Consider the following 23,168-nt stretch of genomic DNA (forward strand, 5'->3'; position numbering starts at 1 on the left):
CCCACGGGCCAGCCGGCGCGCTCCGGCTCCTCCAACCGCGTGCGTGCCCGCCTCGCCCGCCTCGGCGTGCAGCGCTCCAACCCGTACAACCCGGTCCTGGAACCGCTGCTGCGGATCGTGCGCGGCAACGACCCGAAGATCGAGACGTCCACGCTCCGCCAGATCGAGAAGGCCTACCAGGTCGCCGAGCGCTGGCACCGCGGCCAGAAGCGCAAGAGCGGCGACCCGTACATCACGCACCCCCTCGCCGTCACCACCATCCTCGCCGAGCTGGGCATGGACCCGGCCACTCTCATGGCCGGGCTCCTGCACGACACGGTCGAGGACACCGAGTACGGCCTCGACCAGCTCCGCCGCGACTTCGGTGACTCCGTCGGCCTCCTCGTCGACGGCGTCACGAAGCTGGACAAGGTCAAGTTCGGCGAGGCCGCCCAGGCCGAGACCGTGCGCAAGATGGTCGTCGCCATGGCCAAGGACCCCCGCGTCCTGGTCATCAAGCTCGCCGACCGCCTGCACAACATGCGCACCATGCGCTACCTCAAGCGCGAGAAGCAGGAGAAGAAGGCGCGCGAGACCCTGGAGATCTACGCGCCGCTCGCCCACCGCCTGGGCATGAACACCATCAAGTGGGAGCTGGAGGACCTCGCCTTCGCGATCCTCTACCCCAAGATGTACGACGAGATCGTCCGACTGGTGGCCGAGCGGGCACCGAAGCGTGACGAGTACCTGGCCATAGTGACCGACGAGGTCCAGCAGGACCTGCGGGCCGCCCGCATCAAGGCGACCGTCACAGGGCGCCCGAAGCACTACTACAGCGTCTACCAGAAGATGATCGTCCGCGGTCGCGACTTCGCGGAGATCTACGACCTGGTCGGCATCCGCGTCCTGGTGGACACCGTCCGCGACTGCTACGCGGCCCTGGGCACCGTCCACGCCCGCTGGAACCCGGTTCCGGGGCGGTTCAAGGACTACATCGCGATGCCCAAGTTCAACATGTACCAGTCGCTGCACACGACGGTCATCGGGCCCAACGGCAAGCCGGTCGAACTCCAGATCCGGACGTTCGACATGCACCGCCGCGCCGAGTACGGCATCGCCGCGCACTGGAAGTACAAGCAGGAGGCCGTCGCCGGCGCCTCCAAGGTGCGCTCGGACCAGCCGCGGACCACCGGCAAGGACGACCACCTCAACGACATGGCCTGGCTGCGTCAGCTGCTGGACTGGCAGAAGGAGACCGAGGACCCCGGCGAGTTCCTTGAGTCCCTGCGCTTCGACCTGTCCCGCAACGAGGTCTTCGTCTTCACGCCGAAGGGTGACGTGATAGCGCTGCCGGCCGGCGCCACGCCCGTGGACTTCTCGTACGCGGTGCACACCGAGGTGGGCCACCGCACCATAGGAGCCCGCGTCAACGGACGCCTCGTCCCGCTGGAATCGACCCTGGACAACGGCGACCTGGTGGAGGTCTTCACCTCCAAGGCGGCCGGTGCCGGACCGTCCCGGGACTGGCTGAACTTCGTGAAGTCGCCGCGGGCCCGCAACAAGATCCGCGCCTGGTTCTCCAAGGAGCGCCGCGACGAGGCCATCGAGCAGGGCAAGGACGCCATCGTCCGCGCGATGCGCAAGCAGAACCTGCCGATCCAGCGCATCCTCACCGGCGACTCGCTCGTCACCCTCGCCCACGAGATGCGCTACCCGGACATCTCCGCCCTCTACGCGGCCATAGGCGAAAGCCATGTCTCCGCGCAGAGCGTGGTGCAGAAGCTCGTCCAGGCCCTCGGCGGCGAGGAGGCCGCCACCGAGGAGATCGACGAGGCGGTACCGCCCACCCGCAGCCGCAAGCGGCGCGGCAGCAACGACCCCGGAGTCGTGGTCAAGGGCGTCGAGGACGTCTGGGTCAAGCTGGCCCGCTGTTGTACGCCCGTCCCCGGCGACCCCATCATCGGCTTCGTCACGCGCGGCAGCGGCGTATCGGTGCACCGCAACGACTGCGTCAACGTCGAGTCGCTCTCACGTGAGCCCGAGCGGATCCTCGAGGTCGAGTGGGCGCCCACGCAGTCCTCGGTCTTCCTCGTCGCCATACAGGTCGAGGCCCTGGACCGCAGCCGTCTGCTGTCGGACGTCACCCGAGTCCTGTCCGACCAGCACGTCAACATCCTCTCCGCCGCCGTCCAGACCTCCCGCGACCGCGTCGCCACCTCCCGCTTCACCTTCGAGATGGGCGACCCGAAGCACCTGGGCCACGTCCTGAAGGCCGTACGCGGTGTGGAAGGCGTCTACGACGTGTACCGGGTGACGTCGGCGCGGAGGCCGTAGGCCCGGCCCGGCACATACGAGAGGGGCTCCCGTACGGTTCGTACGGGAGCCCCTCTCGTATGTGCCGGGCCGGCGTCAGCCGCCGAACTCCTGCAGACCCTTCAGCGCCTGGTCCAGCAGGGCCTGGCGGCCGTCGAGCTCCCGCTGGAGCTTGTCGGCCCTGGCGTTGTTGCCCTGGGCACGGGCCGCCTCGATCTGGCTGCCCAGCTTGTCCACGGCGGCCTGGAGCTGGCCCGTGAGACCGGCGGCGCGGGCGCGCGCCTCCGGGTTGGTGCGGCGCCACTCCGTTTCCTCGGCCTCCTGGATGGCCCGCTCGACCGCGTGCATCCGGCCCTCGACCTTCGGGCGGGAGTCACGCGGGACATGGCCGATGGCCTCCCACCGCTCGTTGAGCGAGCGGAAGGCGGCACGCGCCGTCTTCAGATCCGTCACCGGCAGGATCTTCTCCGCCTCCCCGGCCAGCTCCTCCTTGAGCTTGAGGTTCTCCGACTGCTCCGCGTCACGCTCGGCGAACACGGAGCTGCGGGCGGCGAAGAAGACGTCCTGGGCTCCGCGGAAGCGGTTCCACAGATCGTCCTCGTGCTCGCGCTGGGCGCGTCCGGCGGCCTTCCAGTCGGCCATCAGCTCGCGGTAGCGCGCCGCCGTGGGACCCCAGTCGGACGAGTTCGACAGCGCCTCGGCCTCCGCGACCAGCTTCTCCTTGGTCTTGCGGGCGTCCTCGCGCTGCGCGTCGAGCTGCGCGAAGTGGGCCTTGCGACGCTTGGAGAACGCCGAGCGGGCGTGCGAGAAGCGGTGCCAGAGTTCGTCGTCGGACTTGCGGTCCAGCCGCGGCAGACCCTTCCAGGTGTCCACCAGCGCCCGCAGCCGCTCACCGGCGGACCGCCACTGGTCGGACTGGGCCAGCTCCTCCGCCTCGGTGACCAGGGCCTCCTTGGAGTGCCGGGCCTCGTCGGACTGTTTCGCCCGCTGCTGCTTGCGCTCCTCGCGGCGCGCCTCGACCGTCTCGACGAGTTTGTCCAGCCGCACCTTGAGCGTGGCCAGGTCACCGACCGCATGATGCGCGTCCACCTGCTCGCGAATGTGGTCGATCGCGACCTGAGCGTCCTTCGCCGACAGATCGGTGGTCTTCACCCGCTTCTCGAGGAGGCCGATTTCGACGACCAAGCCCTCGTACTTGCGCTCGAAGTAGGCCAGCGCTTCCTCGGGGGAGCCGGCCTGCCAGGAACCGACGACCTGCTCGCCGTCGGCCGTACGCACGTACACGGTCCCCGTCTCGTCGACGCGGCCCCACGGGTCGCTGCTCACAGCGCCTCCTCCACATGATGCCTGCAAGGAGCCTCAGCGCCCCCGAGCATCGTCCACAGTTTCGTCACGGCCAACATAGGCGACCGGCGGGTTGCCTGTCCGCATCCCGCGCGACCGAAATTTCACCGTTGGAGGTCAGGACTTCTTGACAGTCGCCTTGTTGATCACAACGGTCGCATTGGGCGTCCCATCACCCATCCCCGTGTTCTCGCCGGCCTTGGCGATCTTGGTCAGGACCTTCATGCCCGCCTCGGAGATCGTGCCGAACGGTGTGTAGTTGGCCGGCAGCGGACTGTCCTGGAAGACGAGGAAGAACTGGCTGCCGCCGCTGTTCTTGCCCTCACCCGTCTGCCCGTTGAACTGGTTCGCCATCGCGACCGTGCCCGCCGGGTACGTGTCGCCCTTCAGGCGCGAGTCCTTGAGGTTCTCGTCCGGGATCGTGTAGCCGGGACCGCCCATGCCGGTGCCCTGCGGGTCACCGCACTGCAGCACGTAGATGCCCTGCGTGGTGAGGCGGTGGCACTTGGTGTGGTCCAAGTAGCCCTTGTTCACCAGGAAGTCGAACGAGTTGACCGTGTGGGGGGCCTTCGCCGCGTCCATCGTTATGGGGATGGAACCGCAGGTCGTCTGCAGATCCATCGTGTACTTCGCGGTCTTGTCGATGGTGATCGCGGGTTCCTTCTTGAAGGTGAGCTTCTCCACCTTGCCCGCGGCCGCCTTCTCGCACGGGTCCGGCGCCTTGCTGGCACTCGGCGAGGCGCTGGGGGTCACCTCCGCGCTCGCGTTGTCCTGCTTGTCGTCGCCCTTGAGGACGTCGGTCGTGTACAGCGCCACGCTGCCCACCAGGATCACGCCGAGCACCGAGGCGATCACGGCGTTGCGGACATGGGCCTTGCGTCGCGCGGACGTGCGCCGCTGCTGCTGCCGCAAGAACTTCTCCCGGGCGAGCTGACGCCGCCGCTGATCCTGGCTGACCACGGGGTTCTCTCCTCATGAGTCTGTACGTCGACGGGTGCGTCGTGCGTCCGTTGAGTCGACTGTTTGCGTGTGACCCGTACCGTATATGGGTTCGCTGGGGAAACGGCAGCGCCGGTAGGCTCTGATCCACAGCAACCCACCACCCTCGTACGACACAAGAAGGACGATCGTGCTCATTGCCGGGTTCCCCGCCGGGGCCTGGGGGACCAACTGTTATCTGGTCGCCCCCGCCGCGGGTGAGGAGTGCGTGATCATCGACCCGGGCCACCAGGCCACCCCGGGTGTCGAGGAGACGCTGAAGAAGCATCGCCTCAAGCCCGTCGCCGTCGTCCTCACCCATGGCCACATCGACCACGTGGCCTCGGTCGTCCCGGTGTGCGGCGCGCACGACGTACCGGCGTGGATCCACCCCGAGGACCGGTACATGATGAGCGACCCCGAGAAGGCGCTCGGCCGTTCCATCGGCATGCCGCTCATGGGCGAGCTGACCGTGGGGGAGCCGGGTGACGTCAAGGAGCTGACCGACGGCGCGCAGCTGCAGCTGGCCGGTCTGGAGCTGTCCGTCGCGCACGCGCCCGGCCATACCAAGGGGTCGGTGACCTTCCGGATGCCCGAGAACACGGAGATCCCGTCCGTGTTCTTCTCCGGGGATCTGCTCTTCGCCGGCTCCATCGGACGCACCGACCTGCCCGGCGGTGACATGGCCGAGATGCTCGACTCGCTGGCCCGCGTGTGCCTGCCGCTCGACGACTCGACCGTGGTGCTGTCCGGCCACGGCCCCCAGACGACCATCGGCCAGGAGCGCGCCACCAACCCGTATCTGCGGCAGGTGGCCGCCGGCGGCCAGGGAGCCCCCTCGGCTCCCCGACGAGGAATGTGACGAGAGACCTTCCGTGAGCACCTTTCAAGCCCCCAAGGGCACGTACGACCTGCTGCCCCCGGACAGCGCCAAGTACCTCGCCGTCCGTGAGGCCATCGCCGCTCCGCTGCGCGACTCCGGCTACGGCTACATCGAGACGCCCGGCTTCGAGAGCGTCGAGCTGTTCGCGCGCGGTGTCGGCGAGTCCACCGACATCGTGACCAAGGAGATGTACGCCTTCGAGACCAAGGGGGGCGACAGGCTGGCCCTGCGTCCCGAAGGCACCGCCTCCGTCCTGCGCGCCGCACTGGAGGGCAACCTGCACAAGGCGGGCAACCTCCCGGTCAAGCTCTGGTACTCCGGCTCGTACTACCGCTACGAGCGCCCCCAGAAGGGCCGCTATCGCCACTTCTCCCAGGTCGGTGCCGAGGCCATCGGCGCCGAGGACCCGGCCCTGGACGCCGAGTTGATCATCCTGGCGGACCAGGCGTACCGCTCGCTGGGACTGCGCGACTTCCGCATCCTGCTCAACAGCCTGGGCGACAAGGAGTGCCGGCCCGTCTACCGGGCCGCCCTGCAGGAGTTCCTGCGCGGCCTGGACCTGGACGAGGACACGCTCCGCCGCGCGGAGATCAACCCGCTGCGGGTCCTCGACGACAAGCGCGGGGACGTCCAGAAGCAACTCACCGACGCTCCGCTGCTGCGCGACTACCTCTGCGACGCCTGCAAGGCGTACCACGAGGAGGTGCGCGAGCTGATCACGGCGGCGGGCGTCTCCTTCGAGGACGACCTCAAGCTGGTGCGGGGCCTGGACTACTACACCCGTACGACCTTCGAGTTCGTCCACGACGGTCTCGGCTCGCAGTCCGCGGTGGGCGGCGGCGGACGCTACGACGGCCTCTCCGAGATGATCGGCGGCCCCGCGCTGCCGTCGGTCGGCTGGGCCCTCGGCGTCGACCGCACCGTCCTGGCCCTGGAGGCGGAGGGCGTCGAGCTCGAACTCCCCGCCGCCACCAGCGTGTTCGCCGTCCCGCTCGGCGAGGAGGCTCGCCGCCTGCTGTTCGCCAAGGTCACCGAGTTGCGCAAGGTGGGCATCGCGGCCGACTTCTCGTACGGCGGGAAGGGGCTGAAGGGCGCTATGAAGAACGCCAACCGGAGCGGTGCGCGCTACACCGTCGTGGCCGGGGAGCGCGACCTGGCCGAAGGCGTCGTCCAGCTCAAGGACATGGAGTCCGGCGAGCAGGTCGCCGTCGGCGTGAACGAGATCGTGGCCGAGCTGGAGGCCCGGCTCGGCTGAGTCGAACCCTTGTCGCCCCGGCCGCCCTGTACGGGTGGCAGGGGCGACTTTTATGTCCAGTGAACGGTGCGCGCGCGAGGGTGTACGGCACAATGACCGTGCCCCAGCGGCCTCTTCGAAGCTATGGAATCGACGTGATGAGCAAGACGACAGTCAAGGACGTCTCCACCGCCGAGCGGGAACACACCGCGGTCCCACGCACGGTGGGCGGCAGTCGTGCCTTCGCGATCCTGCTGCTGATCACCGGCGCGGCCGGGCTGCTCGCGTCCTGGGTCATCACGCTCGACAAGTTCAAGCTGCTGGAGGACCCGAACTTCACCCCGGGGTGCAGCCTCAACCCGGTGGTCTCCTGCGGCAACATCATGAAGAGCGACCAGGCCTCGGTCTTCGGGTTCCCCAACCCGATGCTCGGCCTGGTGGCGTACGGCATCGTCATGTGCGTCGGCATGAGCCTGCTCGCTCGTGCGACCTACCCGCGCTGGTACTGGCTGACGTTCAACGCGGGCACCGCCTTCGGTGTCGGCTTCGTGACCTGGCTGCAGTACCAGTCGCTGTACAACATCAACTCGCTCTGCCTGTGGTGCTGCCTCGCCTGGGTCGCCACGATCCTGATGTTCTGGTACGTCACGTCCTCCAACATCCGGGGCGGCTTCCTGCCCGCGCCCGGCTGGCTGAAGGGCTTCTTCGCCGAGTTCACCTGGGTCCTGCCCGTGATGCACATCGGCGTCATCGGCATGCTGATCCTGACCCGCTGGTGGGACTTCTGGACCAGCTGACGGCTCCGGACGGCCGTCGGCGGCCCCGGGCACCGGCCGACGGCACCGGCCGGACTGTCAGTGGCGTGACATAGGGTTTTCGCGTGGAGCCCGATCTGTTCACCGCCGCCGCAGAAGAACGCCAGGAGAAGGACCCAGCCGCCAGCCCCCTGGCCGTACGGATGCGTCCGCGTACCCTCGACGAGGTCGTGGGCCAGCAGCACCTGCTGAAGCCCGGTTCGCCCCTGCGCAGACTGGTCGGCGAGTCCGGCGGCGGACCCGCCGGCCCCTCCTCGGTAATCCTCTGGGGCCCGCCCGGCACCGGCAAGACGACCCTGGCGTACGTCGTCTCCAAGGCCACCGACAAGCGTTTCGTGGAGCTCTCCGCGATCACCGCCGGCGTCAAGGAGGTCCGCGCGGTCATCGAGGGCGCCCGCCGCGCCACCGGCGGGTACGGCAAGGAGACCGTCCTCTTCCTCGACGAGATCCACCGCTTCAGCAAGGCCCAGCAGGACTCCCTGCTCCCGGCCGTCGAGAACCGCTGGGTCACCCTGATCGCGGCGACCACGGAGAACCCGTACTTCTCGGTGATCTCCCCCCTCCTGTCCCGCTCCCTCCTCCTCACCCTCGAACTCCTCACCGACGACGACCTGCGCGGCCTCCTGAGGCGCGCGCTGACCGACGAACGCGGCCTCAAGAGCGCCGTCACCCTCCCCGAGGACACCGAGGCCCACCTCCTGCGGATCGCCGGCGGCGACGCCCGCCGCGCCCTGACCGCCCTGGAGGCCGCGGCCGGCGCCGCCCTCGACAAGGGGGCGGAGGAGATCGGGCTCCGGACGCTGGAGGAGACCGTCGACCGCGCCGCCGTGAAGTACGACCGCGACGGCGACCAGCACTACGACGTGGCCAGCGCCCTCATCAAGTCCATCCGGGGCTCCGACGTCGACGCCGCGCTGCATTACCTGGCCCGGATGATCGAGGCCGGTGAGGACCCACGGTTCATCGCCCGGCGCCTGATGATCTCCGCCAGCGAGGACATCGGCCTCGCCGATCCGAACGCGCTTTCGATAGCCGTCGCCGCCGCCCAGGCCGTCGCCATGATCGGCTTCCCGGAAGCGGCCCTCACCCTCAGCCACGTCACCATCGCCCTCGCCCTGGCGCCCAAGTCGAACGCCGCGACCATGGCCATCGGCGCCGCCATGGAAGACGTACGCAAGGGGCTGGCCGGCCCCGTGCCCCCGCATCTGCGGGACGGGCACTACAAGGGCGCGGCCAAGCTCGGGCACGCGCAGGGGTATGTGTACCCGCACGATCTGCCCGAGGGGATCGCCGCCCAGCAGTACGCGCCGGACGAGATCAAGGAGCGGGAGTACTACACACCGACCAGGCACGGAGCCGAGGCCCGGTACGCCGACGCGGTGGAGTGGACCAGGAAGAACCTCGGTCGGAAGCAGTCCTGAACCCCCTGTAGACTCCTCCTCAGTGCTGCGTCCCGTGTCCGGCTCCGGTCGGCGCCTCAGGCGGGACATCCAGCCGGATCTTCATGATCCAGGAGCGTCGCGCACCGTTGTAGGTGTCGCGGGCAGCCCACCACCACTCGGAGTTCCGGGACCGGTCGGTGGGCCGTTCGTGTGCTGCACGTATGTGCCCAGACCAGGGGAGCGGCTACCCGGCAAGTCCCTCGCGGGCCTGACGGGATTCCCCGGCTGCGGATGCGACCTCCCGTAACCCTGAGGCAGCCGAAGAGGAAAAGGAAAAGAAGTGGCGAACCAGCCCCGCCCCAAGGTCAAGAAGTCGCGTGCCCTCGGCATCGCGCTGACCCCGAAGGCCGTCAAGTACTTCGAGGCCCGCCCCTACCCGCCGGGCGAGCACGGCCGTGGCCGCAAGCAGAACTCGGACTACAAGGTCCGTCTGCTGGAGAAGCAGCGTCTGCGCGCGCAGTACGACGTGTCCGAGCGTCAGCTCGTCCGCGCCTACGAGCGTGCCTCCAAGGTCCAGGGCAAGACCGGTGAGGCCCTGATCATCGAGCTCGAGCGCCGTCTCGACGCGCTGGTCCTGCGTTCGGGCATCGCCCGCACGATCTACCAGGCCCGCCAGATGGTCGTCCACGGCCACATCGAGGTCAACGGCGGCAAGGTCGACAAGCCGTCCTTCCGCGTCAAGCCGGACGACGTCGTCATGGTCCGTGAGCGCAGCCGTCAGAAGCCGCTGTTCGAGGTCGCCCGCGAGGGTGGCTTCGCCGCGGACGGTGAGACCCCCCGCTACCTGCAGGTGAACCTCAAGGCCCTGGCGTTCCGCCTGGACCGCGAGCCGAACCGCAAGGAAGTTCCGGTCATCTGCGACGAGCAACTCGTCGTCGAGTACTACGCCCGTTGATCCTCTTTCGACGGACGTAGTACATACGCACCGAGCGTCAGCCCGTCGTCTCCCCGCCCTTCCCGGCGGGCGGGACGGCGGGCTCTCGCCGTACTGCGGCAGGCGCTGCGGCAGGCATTAATGCGGTACTGGGCGATCGCTCCGGCGCGATAGGCTCGGGACACGAGTTTTCGACGTTCAGGCATGTTCCAGGGAGCGGGTGCAGACAGTGTCCGGTGGAGAGGTGGCCGGGATCCTGGTGGCCGTCTTCTGGGCGATCCTGGTCTCCTTCCTCGCCGTCGCGCTGGCGAGGCTGGCCCAGACGCTCAAGGCGACCACCAAGCTCGTCGCGGACGTGACCGACCAGGCCGTCCCCCTCCTCGCCGACGCGTCCACCGCCGTCCGCTCCGCGCAGACCCAGATCGAACGGGTCGACGCCATCGCGTCCGACGTCCAGGAGGTCACGTCGAACGCCTCGGCGCTCTCCACGACCGTCGCGTCCACCTTCGGCGGTCCCCTCGTCAAGGTCGCCGCCTTCGGCTACGGCGTACGCCGGGCCATGGGCGGCCGCCGGGAGGGCGAGCCCACGGAGGAGCAGCGTCGTACCGTGATCGTCGGCCGCACCGTGCCGGGTGCGCGCCGGAGCAGGCGCAACTCCCGTGGAAAGAAGGACTGACCGAGCGATGTTCCGTCGTACGTTCTGGTTCACCACAGGGGTCGCCGCCGGAGTGTGGGCCACCACCAAGGTCAACCGCAAACTCAAGCAGCTCACCCCCGAGCACCTCGCCACCCAGGCGGCGCACAAGGCGGTCGATGCGGGCCACAGGCTCAAGGACCGGGCGGTCGGCTTCGCGCTCGACGTCCGCGACAACATGGCCCAGCGGGAGGCCGAACTGGGCGAGGCCCTCGGTATCGAGGCCAACCCCGACCGGTACCCGGAACTCCCGGCCCCCCGGCACGTCGTCGCCATCGAGAACAGCAACACCCCGAAGGACAGCAGGAATCCGAGGTACGTCGACAGCTCGTCGTACCCGTACAACCGGAATGAGGACCACTGATGGAGTCGGCTGAAATCCGCCGCCGCTGGTTGAGCTTCTTCGAGGAGCGCGGTCACACCGTCGTCCCTTCGGCGTCGCTCATCGCGGACGACCCGACTCTGCTGTTGGTCAACGCGGGCATGGTCCCGTTCAAGCCGTACTTCCTCGGTGAGGTCAAGCCTTCCTTCGACCGCGCCACCAGCGTGCAGAAGTGCGTCCGTACGCCGGACATCGAAGAGGTTGGCAAGACCACCCGGCACGGCACGTTCTTCCAGATGTGCGGCAACTTCTCCTTCGGCGACTATTTCAAGGAAGGTGCCATCAAGCACGCCTGGGAGCTGCTCACCAGCCCCCAGGACAAGGGTGGTTACGGCCTGGAGCCGGAGAAGCTCTGGATCACCGTCTACAAGGACGACGACGAGGCCGAGCGCATCTGGCACGAGCAGATCGGCGTGCCCAAGGAGCGCATCCAGCGCCTCGGCAAGAAGGACAACTACTGGTCCATGGGCGTCCCCGGCCCGTGCGGCCCGTGTTCCGAGATCAACTACGACCGCGGCCCGGAGTTCGGCGTCGAGGGCGGCCCGGCCGTCAACGACGAGCGGTACGTGGAGATCTGGAACCTGGTCTTCATGCAGTACGAGCGCGGCGAGGGCACCTCGAAGGAGGACTTCGAGATCCTCGGCGAGCTGCCCAGCAAGAACATCGACACGGGCCTCGGCCTGGAGCGCCTCGCCATGATTCTGCAGGGCGTGCAGAATCTGTACGAGATCGACACCTCCATGGCCGTCATCGACAAGGCCACCGAGATCACCGGTGTCTCCTACGGCGACGCCAAGGACTCAGACGTCTCCCTGCGCGTGGTCACCGACCACATCCGCACCGCCGTGATGCTCATCGGTGACGGCGTCACCCCGGGCAACGAGGGCCGGGGCTACGTCCTGCGCCGCATCATGCGCCGCGCCATCCGCAACATGCGGCTGCTCGGTGCCACCGGCCCGGTCGTCCAGGACCTCATCAACGTCGTCATCGCCATGATGGGCCAGCAGTACTCCGAGCTGATCACCGACCGCGAGCGCATCGAGAAGGTCGCCGTCGCCGAGGAGAACGCCTTCCTCAAGACGCTGAAGGCCGGCACCAACATCCTCGACACCGCCGTGACGGACACCAAGGCCTCCGGCGGCCAGGTCCTCGCCGGTGACAAGGCGTTCCTGCTCCACGACACCTGGGGCTTCCCGATCGACCTCACCCTGGAGATGGCCGCCGAGCAGGGCCTCTCCGTGGACGAGGACGGCTTCCGCCGTCTGATGAAGGAGCAGCGGGACCGCGCCAAGGCCGACGCCCGCGCCAAGAAGACCGGCCACGCCGACCTCGGCGCCTACCGCGAGATCGCCGACGCCGCCGGGGAGACCGAGTTCATCGGCTACGCGGACACCGAGGGCGAGTCGACGGTCGTCGGCATCCTCGTCGACGGTCTGTCCTCGCCCGCCGCCACCGAGGGCGACGAGGTCGAGATCGTCCTCGACCGCACCCCGTTCTACGCCGAGGGCGGCGGTCAGATCGGTGACACCGGCCGGATCAAGGTCGACTCCGGTGCCGTCATCGAGATCCGCGACTGCCAGAAGCCGGTCCCCGGCGTCTACGTCCACAAGGGCGTCGTCCAGGTCGGCGAGGTGACCGTCGGCGCCAAGGCCCAGGCCTCGATCGACGGCCGTCGCCGCACGGCCATCGCCCGCGCCCACTCCGCCACGCACCTCACCCACCAGGCCCTGCGCGACGCCCTCGGCCCCACGGCCGCCCAGGCCGGTTCCGAGAACCAGCCCGGCCGCTTCCGCTTCGACTTCGGTTCCCCGTCCGCCGTTCCGACGGCCGTGATGACCGACGTCGAGCAGAAGATCAACGAGGTGCTCGCCCGCGACCTGGACGTGCACGCGGAGATCCTGAGCCTCGACGAGGCCAAGAAGCAGGGCGCCATCGCAGAGTTCGGCGAGAAGTACGGCGAGCGCGTCCGTGTCGTCACCATCGGCGACTTCTCCAAGGAACTGTGCGGCGGCACGCACGTCCACAACACCTCGCAGCTCGGCCTGGTCAAGCTGCTCGGCGAATCGTCCATCGGGTCCGGCGTACGCCGCATCGAGGCTCTGGTCGGTGTAGACGCCTACAACTTCCTCGCCCGTGAGCACACGGTCGTCGCCCAGCTCCAGGAGCTGATCAAGGGCCGCCCGGAGGAGCTTCCGGAGAAGGTTTCGGCCATGCTCGGCAAGCTGAAGGACGCCGAGAAGGAGATCGAGAAGTTCCGCGCCGAGAAGGTGCTGCAGGCCGCCGCCGGTCTCGCCGAGTCCGCCAAGGACGTGTCCGGCGTTGCTGTGGTGACCGGTCAGATCCCGGACGGCACCACCGCCGACGACCTCCGCAAGCTGGTGCTCGACGTGCGCGGACGCATCCAGGGCGGCCGGGCCGTCGTGGTCGCCCTGTTCACCGCTGTGAACGGCAAGCCGCTGACGGTCATCGCCACCAACGAGGCCGCCCGCGAACGCGGTCTGAAGGCCGGCGACCTGGTCCGTACGGCCGCCAAGACCCTCGGTGGCGGCGGTGGCGGCAAGCCGGACGTCGCCCAGGGCGGTGGCCAGAACCCGGCCGCCATCGGCGAGGCCGTGGACGCGGTCGAACGCCTGGTCGCCGAGACGGCCAAGTGAGCACGACGGATCACCCGAGCGAAGACGACGGCCCGGCCCTGCGCCGCGGCCGTCGGCTCGCGCTCGATGTCGGGGACGCCCGCATCGGCGTCGCCTCCTGCGACCCCGACGGCATCCTCGCCACCCCGGTCGAGACCGTTCCCGGACGCGATATCCCCGCAGCTCAGCGTCGATTGAGACAACTGATCGACGAGTACGTACCCATAGAGGTAATCGTCGGACTTCCGCGTTCCCTGAAGGGAGGAGAGGGCCCGGCCGCCGTCAAGGTACGGGGTTTCGCCCAGGAGTTGGCTCGAATGATCGCGCCCGTTCCGGTCAGACTCGTCGACGAGAGGATGACCACAGTGACGGCGAGTCGAGGGCTGCGTGCCTCGGGCGTGAAATCCAAAAAGGGCAGGTCGGTCATTGACCAGGCAGCAGCCGTGATCATCCTGCAACAGGCGCTGGAATCCGAACGGGCGTCTGGTAAAGCTCCGGGCGAGGGCGTCGAAGTGGTCATCTGATCGCGATACGGTAACGTTCCGCGCGATGCGGTGGCCTTCGAACAGCCGCCGCACAAGAAGAGGCGGGGACGAAAGCAGAGCCACAAGCCCCGCGTGACCGCCGCCTCGCGGCTCTAGGGGATCGATGACTGAGTATGGCCGGGGCCCGGGCTCCGAACCGTGGCATCCGGACGACCCGTTGTACGGGGACGGCGGATGGGACGGACAGCAGGCTCAGGCGGGCCAGCAGTCCCCATACGGCGGCCAGCCGCAGCAGCAGTACCCGGAGCAGCAGCAGTACCAGCAGCAGTACGACAACGGCAACGGCGCCTGGAACAACGGTCATCAGGACGCCTACGCCCAGCAGCAGTACCAGCAGGAGTACGGCGACCCCGGGCAGCAGTACCCCGGCCAGAACCAGCATCAGCAGCAGTACACCGGTCATGACCAGCAGCAGTACGACCACACCAACGGCGGCTGGAACAACGGAACACACCAGCACGCGCAGGGTCCTTACGTCGCCGATCCGGCCGACCCCTACGGCGCGCAGCAGCAGGCGATGGCCTACGGCGGCGGCCAACAGGACTTCTACGGCACACCCGACGCGTATCCGCCGCCGGAGCCGCCCTCGCGCCGTCGCGCGGAAGCCACGCCCGCAGCCGAAGCCGCACCCTCTCCGGAGCCCGAGGCCGAGCAGCAGCCGCCCGTCGCAGAGCGGACCGACTGGGATCCCGGGCCGGACCAGGGCGAGCACGCGTTCTTCGCCGGCGGCGGAGACGACGACGATGACGACGAGGCCGGGAAACGCGTCGGCCGGGGTGACCGGAAGGGCCGCGGCGGCAAGGCGAAGAAGCCGGGCAAGGGCGGTAAGAAGCGCCGCAGTGGTCTTGCCTGCCTGGTGGTCGTCGTGGTTCTCGGCGGCGGCTTCGCCGGGGTCAGTTATTTCGCGTACCAGTTCTATCAGACCCGTTACGCCGAGACCCCCGACTATTCGGGGAACGGTACGAACGAGACCGTTACGATCACGGTCGCCAAGGGTGAATTCGGTTCGGTGATCGGGCAGAAGCTGAAGGCGGCCGGAGTCGTCAAGAGTGTGGACGCCTTCACGGCCGCACTGGCGCAGAATCCCGAGAAGCCCCAGATTCAGGCGGGCGTTTATCTCCTCAAGAAGGAGATGTCCGCCGAAAGCGCTATCACCCTGATGCTCGACCCGAAGAGCCAGAACAACTTCACTGTCGCCGAAGGCAAGCGGAACAACGAGGTCTACGCCGCGATCGACAAGGAGTTGGGCCTGAAGGAGGGCACGACCGAGGAGGTCGCCGAGAAGAAGTGGGAGACCCTCGGCCTTCCCGACTGGGCGAACGACAACGACGACATCAAGGATCCGCTGGAAGGATTCCTCTACCCGTCCACCTATCCGATCGCCAAGGGCATGAAGCCCGAGGCCGTCCTGAAGGAAATGGTCGACCTCGCCAAGGCGAAGTACGAGGAACTGGACCTGGAGGACAAGGCCGAGGCTCTGAAGCTGGAGAATCCGCTCCAGGTGCTCACGGTGGCGAGCCTCGTCCAGGCCGAGGGGAAGTACAAGAAGGACTTCCTGAAGGTCGCCCGCGTCGTCTACAACCGGCTCGACAAGAACAACACCGAGACCTACGGACTCCTCGACTTCGACTCCACGGTGAATTACCTGCGTGGTGAATCCAAGCTGGCCACGGGTTCGGTGAACTCGCTGCGACAGATCGACGACCCGTACAACACGTACAAGATCAAGGGTCTGCCACCCGGACCGATCGACAATCCGGGTGAGGTGGCCATCAAGGCGGCACTCAAGCCGGCCAAGGGTGACTGGTACTACTTCGTGTCGATCAATGCGGACGAGACGCTTTTCGCGGTGACCAACGAAGAGCACAACCGGAACCGCAAGAAGTACGAGGAAGAGCAGAACGGATAGATGAGCCGCACCGACAGCAAGCACCGGGCCGCCGTGCTCGGTTCACCGATCGCCCACTCGCTGTCCCCGGTGCTGCACCGGGCCGCGTACGCCGAACTCGGGCTCACCGACTGGACGTACGACCGTTTCGAGGTCGACGAGGAGTCGCTGCCCGGGTTCGTCGAGAAGCTCGGACCGGAGTGGGCCGGGCTCTCGCTCACGATGCCGCTCAAGCGGGCGGTCATTCCGCTGCTGGACGAGATCAGCGAGACGGCGACCTCCGTCGAGACGGTCAACACACTGGTGTTCACCGAGGACGGACGGCGGGTCGGCGACAACACCGACATCCCCGGGATCGTCGCCGCCCTGCGGGAGCGGGGCATCGAGCAGGTGGAGTCGGCGGCGATTCTCGGCGCGGGAGCCACCGCCTCCTCCGCGCTGGCCGCGCTCGCCCGGATCTGCACCGGTGAGGTCGTGGCGTACGTACGGAGCGAGGCTCGGGCCGCCGAGATGCGGCAGTGGGGCGAGCGGCTGGACGTCGAGGTGCGTACGGCGGACTGGGCGGAGGCCGAGCGTGGGCTGAGCGCTCCCCTCGTCATCGCCACGACGCCCGCCGGGGCGACGGACGCGCTGTCCGGTGCGGTGCCGGAGCGGCCGACGACGCTGTTCGACGTGCTGTACCACCCGTGGCCCACGGAGCTGGCGGCGCGGTGGTCCGCGTTCGGCGGTGCCGTGGTCAGCGGGCTTGATCTGCTGGTGCACCAGGCCGTGTTGCAGGTCGAGCAGATGACCGGGTGCAAGACGGCTCCCGTGGGCGCGATGCGGCAGGCGGGGGAGCGGGCGCTGGCCGAACGGGGCTGAGCGGCCTGGGCGTGCTGATCTCGTGAACCGGCTTGTACCAAGGGGTAACCAGCGGCGATCATCACCGGGCGGCCCGGCGACGCAGGCGGGGCGTTGAACGGAGCCCCCATGTCACCTCACTCCCGGCGCAGGTTTCTCACCTATCTGGTGGCCGCGCCCACGCTCGCCGTAGCGACCGAGATAGGTCTGGACGCCTATGCGCCCGGCGTCGCCGACGCGGCGATACCCACGCTGCCGGCGCCGGCGGACCTGGTGGACCTCGGTGATCTGCTGATCCTGGCCGGGGTGCCGACGGCGAACATGCTGGTGCTGAGCGTCGACGAGGAGGGCATCGCCCACTTCCGGCTGCCGAGGGAGGAGGTCGGGCAGGGCCTCACCACGGCGGTGGCGATGCTGGTGGCGGAGGAGCTGGACACTCCGCTCGACCGGGTGCGCATCCAACTGGACGACGCCCGGCCCGAGTTGCTCTTCAACCAGCTCACCGGCAGCTCCAACTCGATCCGTTCGCTCTACGACCCGGTGCGCCACACGGCGGCTGCCGCGCGGGCGCGGATGGTCCGCGCCGCCGCTAAGCAATGGGGACTCCGCGCAGGAGACCTGGCGGTGCGGCAGGGCGTCGTGGTCGCGCCGGACGGGCGTACCGCCTCCTACGGTTCGCTGTCGGCGGCCGCCGCCTCCCTCGACCTCGGCTCCCTCGTCGTCACGCCGAAGAAGGAGTCCGAGCACGCCGTCGTCGGCAGCCCCACCTCGCGCATCGACGCCCGTGCCATGGTCACCGGCAAGCAGGTCTACACACTGGACCTCGATGTGCCCGGGGCCAAGCCGTGCATGGTGCGCCGGCCGCCGACGATCAACGGCACCGTGAAGGCGGTCAACAACGAGGCCGCCGTACGGGCCATGCCCGGTGTGCTCGACGTGGTCACCATCGACAGTGGTGTCGCCGTTGTCGCGGAGACGTTCGGGCAGGCCCTCGACGGCAAGGAGGCGCTGGACGTCACCTGGGGCCCGGGGAGCGTCGACGCGCTGTCGGACGACGACATCAGGGCCAGGCTGAAGGCGGCGACACCCTCGCTGGACGTGCTCGGGCTGCTGGTGAAGAAGGTGGAGGGGGAGTTCGACTTCGCGTTCGCCAGCCACGCGCCGCTGGAGACCAACTCGGCGGTCGCCGACGTACGGGCCGACCGTGCCGAGATCTGGTCCGGGCTGAAGTCGCCGATCGTCGCGCAGGCCGCCATCGCGAAGGCCGTCGGACTGCCGGTGTCCAAAGTGAAGGTCCACGTCGTGCAGTCGGGCGGGTCCTTCGGACGGCGGCTCTTCCACGACGCGGCTCTCGAGGCCGCCGTCGTGTCCAAGAAGAGCGGACGGCCCGTACGGCTGATGTGGTCGCGGATCGACGACATGCGGCACGGGCGGATGCGGCCCGCCACCCACCACCGGATCCGTGCCACCTACGCCGTGGGGCAGGTGCTCACCTTCCAGCACCAGGTGGCCGCCGTGGAGACCGACTTCCGGCACGGGCTCGGCGACGCGATCACCGCGGCCGCGGCGAGCCTGCCGTCCGGCATCGGGAACGCGACCTTCGCGCAGACCCTGTTCCTGACCACGGTGAAATCCCCGTACAACTTCGGGTTCACCACGCAGACGCTCACCGAGGTGCCGGTCAAGATGCACACCGGGTCGTGGCGCTCGGTGTACTCGGCCAACACGCGCGGGGCCGAGGAAATCATCGTCGACGAGCTGGCGGCGAAGCTCGGCAAGGACCCGGTCGTCTTCCGCCGGGAGTTCCTCAAGACGGCGCGGCAGCGGGCCGTGCTCGACAAGGCCGCGACGGAAGGGGACTGGGGGCGCAGTCTCCCGGACGGCTGGGCCCAGGGCGTCGCCTTCCACGACGAGTACAAGGCCTGCACGGCCTGTCTGGTCGAGATCGACGCCACCGATCCCAAGAAACCCCGGGTGACGAAGGCGGTCATCGTGGCCGACGTGGGCCGGGTGATCAACCCGCGCGGGCTGGAGGCCCAACTGCTCGGCGGGCTCACGGACGCCGTCTCCACCACCCTGCGGGCCGGCCTCCACATCGACGAGGGGCTGCCCCTGGAAGGCAGCTACTCACAGTTCCACTACGCCCGCCAGAAGGACTCCCCGAAGGACGTCAGGATCTTCGTCATCGAGGGAGCCGACGAACCCGGCGGCGCGGGCGAACTCGGCGTCCCGGCGGCCGTCGGCGCCGTCGCCAACGCCTACGCGCGGGCCACCGGCACCAAGCCACGCCGCTTCCCCGTCAACTTCGACGTGGACTTCACGCCATTCCCCCGCTGAGCCCGCTCGCATCAGCCGTCACCCGCTGAGCCCCCTCGTACGTCCGCGCGGCGACCCGCGCCAGGCTCCAGGAGCACATCGATGCCCTCCCACACCTTCATCGTCAACGGCGAGACCGTCACCGTCGACGCCCCCGACGACCTGCCCCTGCTGTGGGCGCTGCGCGACCTGCTCGGTGTCCGCGGGCCCAAGTACGGCTGCGGCATCGACGTCTGCAAGGCCTGCACAAGCCACCTCGACGGCGAGGCCGTCCGGCCCTGTGTGGTCCCGGTCGCCGACGCGGCCGGCCGCGAGGTCACCACCATCGAGGGGCTGGCCGACGGCGACGAACTGCATCCCGTCCAGGAGGCCTGGCTGGAGCAGGACGTCGCCCAGTGCGGCTACTGCCAGCCCGGACAGATCATGGCCGCCGTCGCCCTGCTCAAGCGGACGAAGAACCCCACCGACGCCGACATCGACGAGATCGCGAACGTCTGCCGCTGCGGCACGTACTTCCGCATCCGTGAGGCGATCAAGAGCGCGGCGGCGAAGATGGGGTGACGCGGCGAGGTGTTCCGGGCGCGGTCATCCGTTCGATCGGCGGGACGGTGCTCCGTGTGTACGGCCGCCGAACGCCGGACGGCGCGACGCTCCCCGTACGCCCGTCCGTCTGATGGACCCGTGACCAGGTCCCCGCCCCGGACGTGGGAGGATCGGAGGTGGCGGGCCGGGGCCGCGCACCCGGGAGCCGTCGCCGTACGCGAGGACGCGCGTACACGCAGGCAGGACGCAGTACCGGGCGCGAGCACTGAGGAGCACCGTTGAGCAGGTTGCGCTGGCTGACCGCGGGGGAGTCCCACGGTCCCGCACTTGTCGCGACGCTGGAGGGTCTTCCCGCCGGCGTGCCGATCACCACGGAGATGGTGGGGGACCACCTGGCCCGGCGGCGCCTGGGCTATGGGCGCGGTGCGCGGATGAAGTTCGAGCGCGACGAGGTCACCTTCCTCGGCGGTGTGCGGCACGGTCTGACCATGGGCTCGCCGGTGGCGATCATGGTCGGGAACACCGAGTGGCCGAAGTGGGAGCAGGTCATGTCGGCGGACCCGGTCGACCCGGAGATCCTCGCCGGTCTGGCCCGCAACGCCCCGCTGACCCGCCCCCGGCCCGGTCACGCCGACCTGGCGGGCATGCAGAAGTACGGCTTCGACGAGGCCCGCCCGATCCTGGAGCGGGCTTCGGCCCGGGAGACCGCGGCCCGGGTCGCCCTCGGCGCCGTCGCCCGGTCCTACCTGAAGGAGACGGCCGGCATCGAGATCGTCAGCCACGTGGTGGAGCTGGCGGCGGCGAAGGCCCCGCAGGGCGTCTACCCGACGCCGGCCGACGTGGAGAAGCTGGACGCGGACCCGGTGCGCTGCCTGGACGCGGACGCGTCGAAGGAGATGGTCGCGGAGATCGACCAGGCCCACAAGGACGGCGACACCCTCGGTGGGGTCGTCGAGATCCTGGCGTACGGCGTGCCGGTGGGCCTCGGCTCGCACGTCCACTGGGACCGCAAGCTGGACGCCCGCCTCGCCGGCGCGCTGATGGGCATCCAGGCCATCAAGGGCGTCGAGATCGGTGACGGCTTCGACCTGGCCCGGGTGCCGGGCTCCAAGGCGCACGACGAGATCGTGAACACCCCCGAGGGCATCCGGCGGGTCTCCGGCCGCTCCGGTGGCACCGAGGGCGGTCTGACCACGGGGGAACTGCTGCGGGTGCGGGCGGCGATGAAGCCGATCGCGACCGTGCCGCGCGCCCTGCGGACCGTGGACGTGACCACGGGTGAGGCCACGCAGGCCCACCACCAGCGCTCCGACGTCTCCGCCGTGCCCGCCGCGGGCATCGTCGCCGAGGCGATGGTGGCCCTGGTGCTGGCGGACGCGGTGGCGGAGAAGTTCGGCGGCGACAGCGTCACCGAGACGGCCCGCAACGTCCGTTCCTACCTCGACCACCTCGCGATCCGGTGACCCCGGTGCCTCTGGTCGTACTCGTCGGCCCCATGGGCGTCGGCAAGTCCACCGTCGGACAGCTGCTCGCCGAGCGGCTCGGCGTCGTCTACCGCGACACCGACGACGACATCGTGGCCGAGCAGGGCCGCGCGATCGCGGAGATCTTCGTCGACGAGGGCGAGTCCGCCTTCCGCGCCATCGAGAAGCGGGCCGTGCGCACGGCACTGGCCGGGCACGACGGCGTCCTCGCCCTCGGCGGCGGCGCGATCCTCGACGCCGACACACGCGCCCTGCTGGCCGGGCAGCGCGTCGTCTACCTCTCGATGGACGTCGAGGAGGCGGTCAAGCGCACCGGTCTCAACACCGCCCGCCCGCTGCTGGCCGTCAACCCCCGCAAGCAGTGGCGGGAGTTGATGGAGGCCCGGCGGAACCTGTACGAGGAGGTCGCCACGGCCGTCGTCGCCACCGACGGCCGTACGCCCGAGGAAGTCACCCGAGCCGCCCTGGACGCACTGGAGTTGAAGGAAGCATGAGCGAGACAGTGACCCGTATCCAGGTCGGCGGTACGGCGGGTACCGAGCCGTACGAGGTCCTGGTGGGGCGTCAGCTCCTCGGTGAGCTGGGCGGGTTGATCGGCAACCGGGTCAAGCGGGTCGCGGTGATCCATCCCGAGGCGCTGGACGACACCGCTGAGGCGCTGCGGGCCGATCTGGCCGGGCAGGGCTTCGAGGCGGTCGCGATCCAGGTGCCGAACGCGGAGGAGGCCAAGACCGCCGAGGTCGCCGCGTACTGCTGGAAGGCGCTGGGCCAGTCCGGGTTCACCCGCACCGATGTGATCGTCGGTGTCGGCGGCGGGTCCACCACGGACCTCGCCGGGTTCGTGGCGGCGACCTGGCTGCGCGGGGTCCGCTGGATCGCCATCCCGACGACCGTTCTGGCCATGGTCGACGCGGCTGTCGGCGGCAAGACCGGCATCAACACGGCCGAGGGCAAGAACCTGGTGGGCTCGTTCCACCCGCCGGCCGGGGTGCTGTGCGACCTGGCGGCACTGGACTCGCTGCCGGTCAACGACTACGTCTCCGGGCTCGCCGAGATCATCAAGGCCGGGTTCATCGCGGACCCGGTGATCCTGGACCTCGTCGAGGCCGACCCGCAGGCGGCGCGCACACCGGCCGGGCCGCACACCTCGGAGCTGATCGAGCGGTCGATCCGGGTCAAGGCCGAGGTCGTCTCCGGCGACCTGAAGGAGTCCGGGCGCCGCGAGATCCTCAACTACGGGCACACCCTGGCCCACGCGATCGAGAAGAACGAGCGCTACCAGTGGCGCCACGGCGCGGCCGTCTCCGTAGGCATGCACTTCGCGGCCGAACTGGGCCGCCTGGCGGGCCGGTTGGACGACGCGACCGCCGACCGTCACCGCACGGTCCTCGAAGCGGTCGGCCTGCCGCTGCACTACCGCTACGACCAGTGGCCCAAACTGCTGGAGACGATGAAGGTCGACAAGAAGTCCCGGGGCGACCTGCTGCGCTTCATCGTCCTGGACGGCCTGGCCAAGCCCACCGTCCTCGAAGGACCCGACCCGGCGATCCTGCTCGCCGCCTACGGCGAAGTGGGCCAGTAACGCCCGCTCGGGCAGCTCTTGCCCGATTCGCCTTGTGTCCCTGGCCACTTGGGCACTTCGGGCTGCCCCCGGCCGTTCACCAAAGGACGGCCGGGGACGGTACCGTTCGGTAAGGGCGGGGTCGAGAGGCCCCGCCCGCCAGTGTCGATGTGACTGTACGAGACGGAGTGGCACCGGATGCAGCACGCAGTGGGAGCTCCGCTGCCGCCGCCCCATCGGCCGGGGCAGGACCCTGCGGCTCCCTGGGCGCCGCCCGAGAACCAACAGGGACACCCGGCACCCCCTCACCCGGGAGCGCCGGGCACGAACCCTCCGGGGCACACAGGCGGGAGTCACCCGGTGCCGCCGGGCACACACCCGGGCCCCGTGCCGCCACCCCCGCCCGCGCGCATGACCCCG

19 protein-coding genes are annotated in these 23,168 nt (G+C 69.2%); 17 read left to right on the forward strand and 2 right to left on the reverse strand.

Annotated elements, in window-relative coordinates; all coding sequences use genetic code 11:
- Positions 1 to 2,313 (forward strand): RelA/SpoT family protein (locus AWZ10_RS24115; RefSeq protein ID WP_060892018.1); only part of this gene is annotated, 2,313 nt, incomplete at its 5' end.
- Positions 2,314 to 2,388: 75 nt separating this feature from the next.
- Here AWZ10_RS24115 and AWZ10_RS24120 read toward each other — a convergent pair.
- Positions 2,389 to 3,618, reverse strand: coding sequence for a DUF349 domain-containing protein (locus AWZ10_RS24120; protein WP_046705301.1), 1,230 nt, complete (start codon positions 3,616 to 3,618; stop codon positions 2,389 to 2,391).
- Positions 3,619 to 3,753: 135 nt separating this feature from the next.
- Entirely contained in the window at positions 3,754 to 4,596 is an 843-nt protein-coding gene (locus AWZ10_RS24125) for a peptidylprolyl isomerase (RefSeq protein ID WP_046705302.1), read from the reverse strand.
- A gap of 169 nt (positions 4,597 to 4,765) precedes the next feature.
- On the opposite strand from AWZ10_RS24125, the gene AWZ10_RS24130 reads away from it, so the two are divergent.
- The 16 genes from AWZ10_RS24130 (at position 4,766) to aroB (ending at position 22,769) form a co-directional block, all read left to right on the forward strand.
- A complete protein-coding gene (locus AWZ10_RS24130) occupies positions 4,766 to 5,476 on the forward strand; it encodes an MBL fold metallo-hydrolase (RefSeq protein ID WP_046705303.1) in 711 nt (236 codons plus the stop codon).
- A gap of 13 nt (positions 5,477 to 5,489) precedes the next feature.
- Positions 5,490 to 6,752, forward strand: a complete 1,263-nt coding sequence (gene hisS, locus AWZ10_RS24135; protein WP_060892019.1) for a histidine--tRNA ligase — start codon at positions 5,490 to 5,492, stop codon at positions 6,750 to 6,752.
- 137 nt (positions 6,753 to 6,889) lie between these two features.
- The gene (locus AWZ10_RS24140) at positions 6,890 to 7,528 is read left to right on the forward strand and encodes a vitamin K epoxide reductase family protein (RefSeq protein ID WP_078935374.1); all 639 of its coding nucleotides are present in this window, start codon (positions 6,890 to 6,892) and stop codon (positions 7,526 to 7,528) included.
- Positions 7,529 to 7,611: 83 nt separating this feature from the next.
- Positions 7,612 to 8,967, forward strand: coding sequence for a replication-associated recombination protein A (locus tag AWZ10_RS24145; RefSeq protein WP_060892020.1), 1,356 nt, complete (start codon positions 7,612 to 7,614; stop codon positions 8,965 to 8,967).
- 301 nt (positions 8,968 to 9,268) lie between these two features.
- The gene (gene rpsD, locus AWZ10_RS24150; protein ID WP_046705307.1) at positions 9,269 to 9,883 is read left to right on the forward strand and encodes a 30S ribosomal protein S4; all 615 of its coding nucleotides are present in this window, start codon (positions 9,269 to 9,271) and stop codon (positions 9,881 to 9,883) included.
- 208 nt (positions 9,884 to 10,091) lie between these two features.
- Complete coding sequence (locus AWZ10_RS24155) at positions 10,092 to 10,538, forward strand: DUF948 domain-containing protein (RefSeq protein WP_060892021.1); 447 nt, start codon at positions 10,092 to 10,094, stop codon at positions 10,536 to 10,538.
- 7 nt (positions 10,539 to 10,545) lie between these two features.
- A complete protein-coding gene (locus AWZ10_RS24160) occupies positions 10,546 to 10,920 on the forward strand; it encodes a hypothetical protein (RefSeq protein ID WP_046705309.1) in 375 nt (124 codons plus the stop codon).
- Complete coding sequence (gene alaS, locus AWZ10_RS24165) at positions 10,920 to 13,592, forward strand: alanine--tRNA ligase (protein ID WP_060892022.1); 2,673 nt, start codon at positions 10,920 to 10,922, stop codon at positions 13,590 to 13,592. The genes AWZ10_RS24160 and alaS overlap by 1 nt, the downstream gene beginning before the upstream one ends.
- Positions 13,589 to 14,095 carry a Holliday junction resolvase RuvX gene (ruvX, locus tag AWZ10_RS24170; protein WP_046705311.1) on the forward strand — a complete coding sequence of 169 codons (507 nt, stop codon included), beginning with the start codon at positions 13,589 to 13,591 and terminating at the stop codon, positions 14,093 to 14,095. Before alaS ends, ruvX begins: the two co-directional genes overlap by 4 nt.
- 124 nt (positions 14,096 to 14,219) lie before the next feature.
- A complete protein-coding gene (gene mltG / locus AWZ10_RS24175) occupies positions 14,220 to 16,025 on the forward strand; it encodes an endolytic transglycosylase MltG (protein WP_060892023.1) in 1,806 nt (601 codons plus the stop codon).
- Positions 16,026 to 16,865 (forward strand): shikimate dehydrogenase, encoded by an 840-nt coding sequence (locus AWZ10_RS24180; protein ID WP_060892024.1) that lies wholly within the window; start codon positions 16,026 to 16,028, stop codon positions 16,863 to 16,865. It begins immediately after the preceding gene.
- Between the two features lie 108 nt (positions 16,866 to 16,973).
- Positions 16,974 to 19,181 carry a xanthine dehydrogenase family protein molybdopterin-binding subunit gene (locus tag AWZ10_RS24185; RefSeq protein ID WP_060892025.1) on the forward strand — a complete coding sequence of 736 codons (2,208 nt, stop codon included), beginning with the start codon at positions 16,974 to 16,976 and terminating at the stop codon, positions 19,179 to 19,181.
- Between the two features lie 81 nt (positions 19,182 to 19,262).
- Complete coding sequence (locus AWZ10_RS24190) at positions 19,263 to 19,721, forward strand: (2Fe-2S)-binding protein (RefSeq protein WP_046705315.1); 459 nt, start codon at positions 19,263 to 19,265, stop codon at positions 19,719 to 19,721.
- 260 nt (positions 19,722 to 19,981) lie between these two features.
- Positions 19,982 to 21,166: a chorismate synthase gene (aroC, locus tag AWZ10_RS24195; protein ID WP_060892026.1), complete on the forward strand. Its 1,185-nt coding sequence runs from the start codon at positions 19,982 to 19,984 to the stop codon at positions 21,164 to 21,166.
- A gap of 32 nt (positions 21,167 to 21,198) precedes the next feature.
- Positions 21,199 to 21,681 carry a shikimate kinase gene (locus tag AWZ10_RS24200; RefSeq protein ID WP_107417491.1) on the forward strand — a complete coding sequence of 161 codons (483 nt, stop codon included), beginning with the start codon at positions 21,199 to 21,201 and terminating at the stop codon, positions 21,679 to 21,681.
- Entirely contained in the window at positions 21,678 to 22,769 is a 1,092-nt protein-coding gene (gene aroB, locus AWZ10_RS24205; RefSeq protein WP_046705318.1) for a 3-dehydroquinate synthase, read from the forward strand. Before AWZ10_RS24200 ends, aroB begins: the two co-directional genes overlap by 4 nt.
- Positions 22,770 to 23,168: the final 399 nt, after the last annotated feature.

This window comes from Streptomyces europaeiscabiei (assembly GCF_001550375.1).
GTDB lineage: Bacteria > Actinomycetota > Actinomycetes > Streptomycetales > Streptomycetaceae > Streptomyces > Streptomyces europaeiscabiei.

Bases quoted from the DNA above. Each gene is read 5' to 3' on its own strand.
- alaS (WP_060892022.1), top strand. From the start codon at position 10,920: ATGGAGTCGGCTGAAATCCGCCGCCGCTGGTTGAGCTTCTTCGAGGAG.
- AWZ10_RS24180 (WP_060892024.1), top strand. From the start codon at position 16,026: ATGAGCCGCACCGACAGCAAGCACCGGGCCGCCGTGCTCGGTTCACCG.
- AWZ10_RS24185 (WP_060892025.1), top strand. From the start codon at position 16,974: ATGTCACCTCACTCCCGGCGCAGGTTTCTCACCTATCTGGTGGCCGCG.
- AWZ10_RS24140 (WP_078935374.1), top strand. From the start codon at position 6,890: ATGAGCAAGACGACAGTCAAGGACGTCTCCACCGCCGAGCGGGAACAC.
- mltG (WP_060892023.1), top strand. From the start codon at position 14,220: ATGACTGAGTATGGCCGGGGCCCGGGCTCCGAACCGTGGCATCCGGAC.
- AWZ10_RS24190 (WP_046705315.1), top strand. From the start codon at position 19,263: ATGCCCTCCCACACCTTCATCGTCAACGGCGAGACCGTCACCGTCGAC.
- aroB (WP_046705318.1), top strand. From the start codon at position 21,678: ATGAGCGAGACAGTGACCCGTATCCAGGTCGGCGGTACGGCGGGTACC.
- AWZ10_RS24200 (WP_107417491.1), top strand. From the start codon at position 21,199: ATGGGCGTCGGCAAGTCCACCGTCGGACAGCTGCTCGCCGAGCGGCTC.
- AWZ10_RS24160 (WP_046705309.1), top strand. From the start codon at position 10,546: ATGTTCCGTCGTACGTTCTGGTTCACCACAGGGGTCGCCGCCGGAGTG.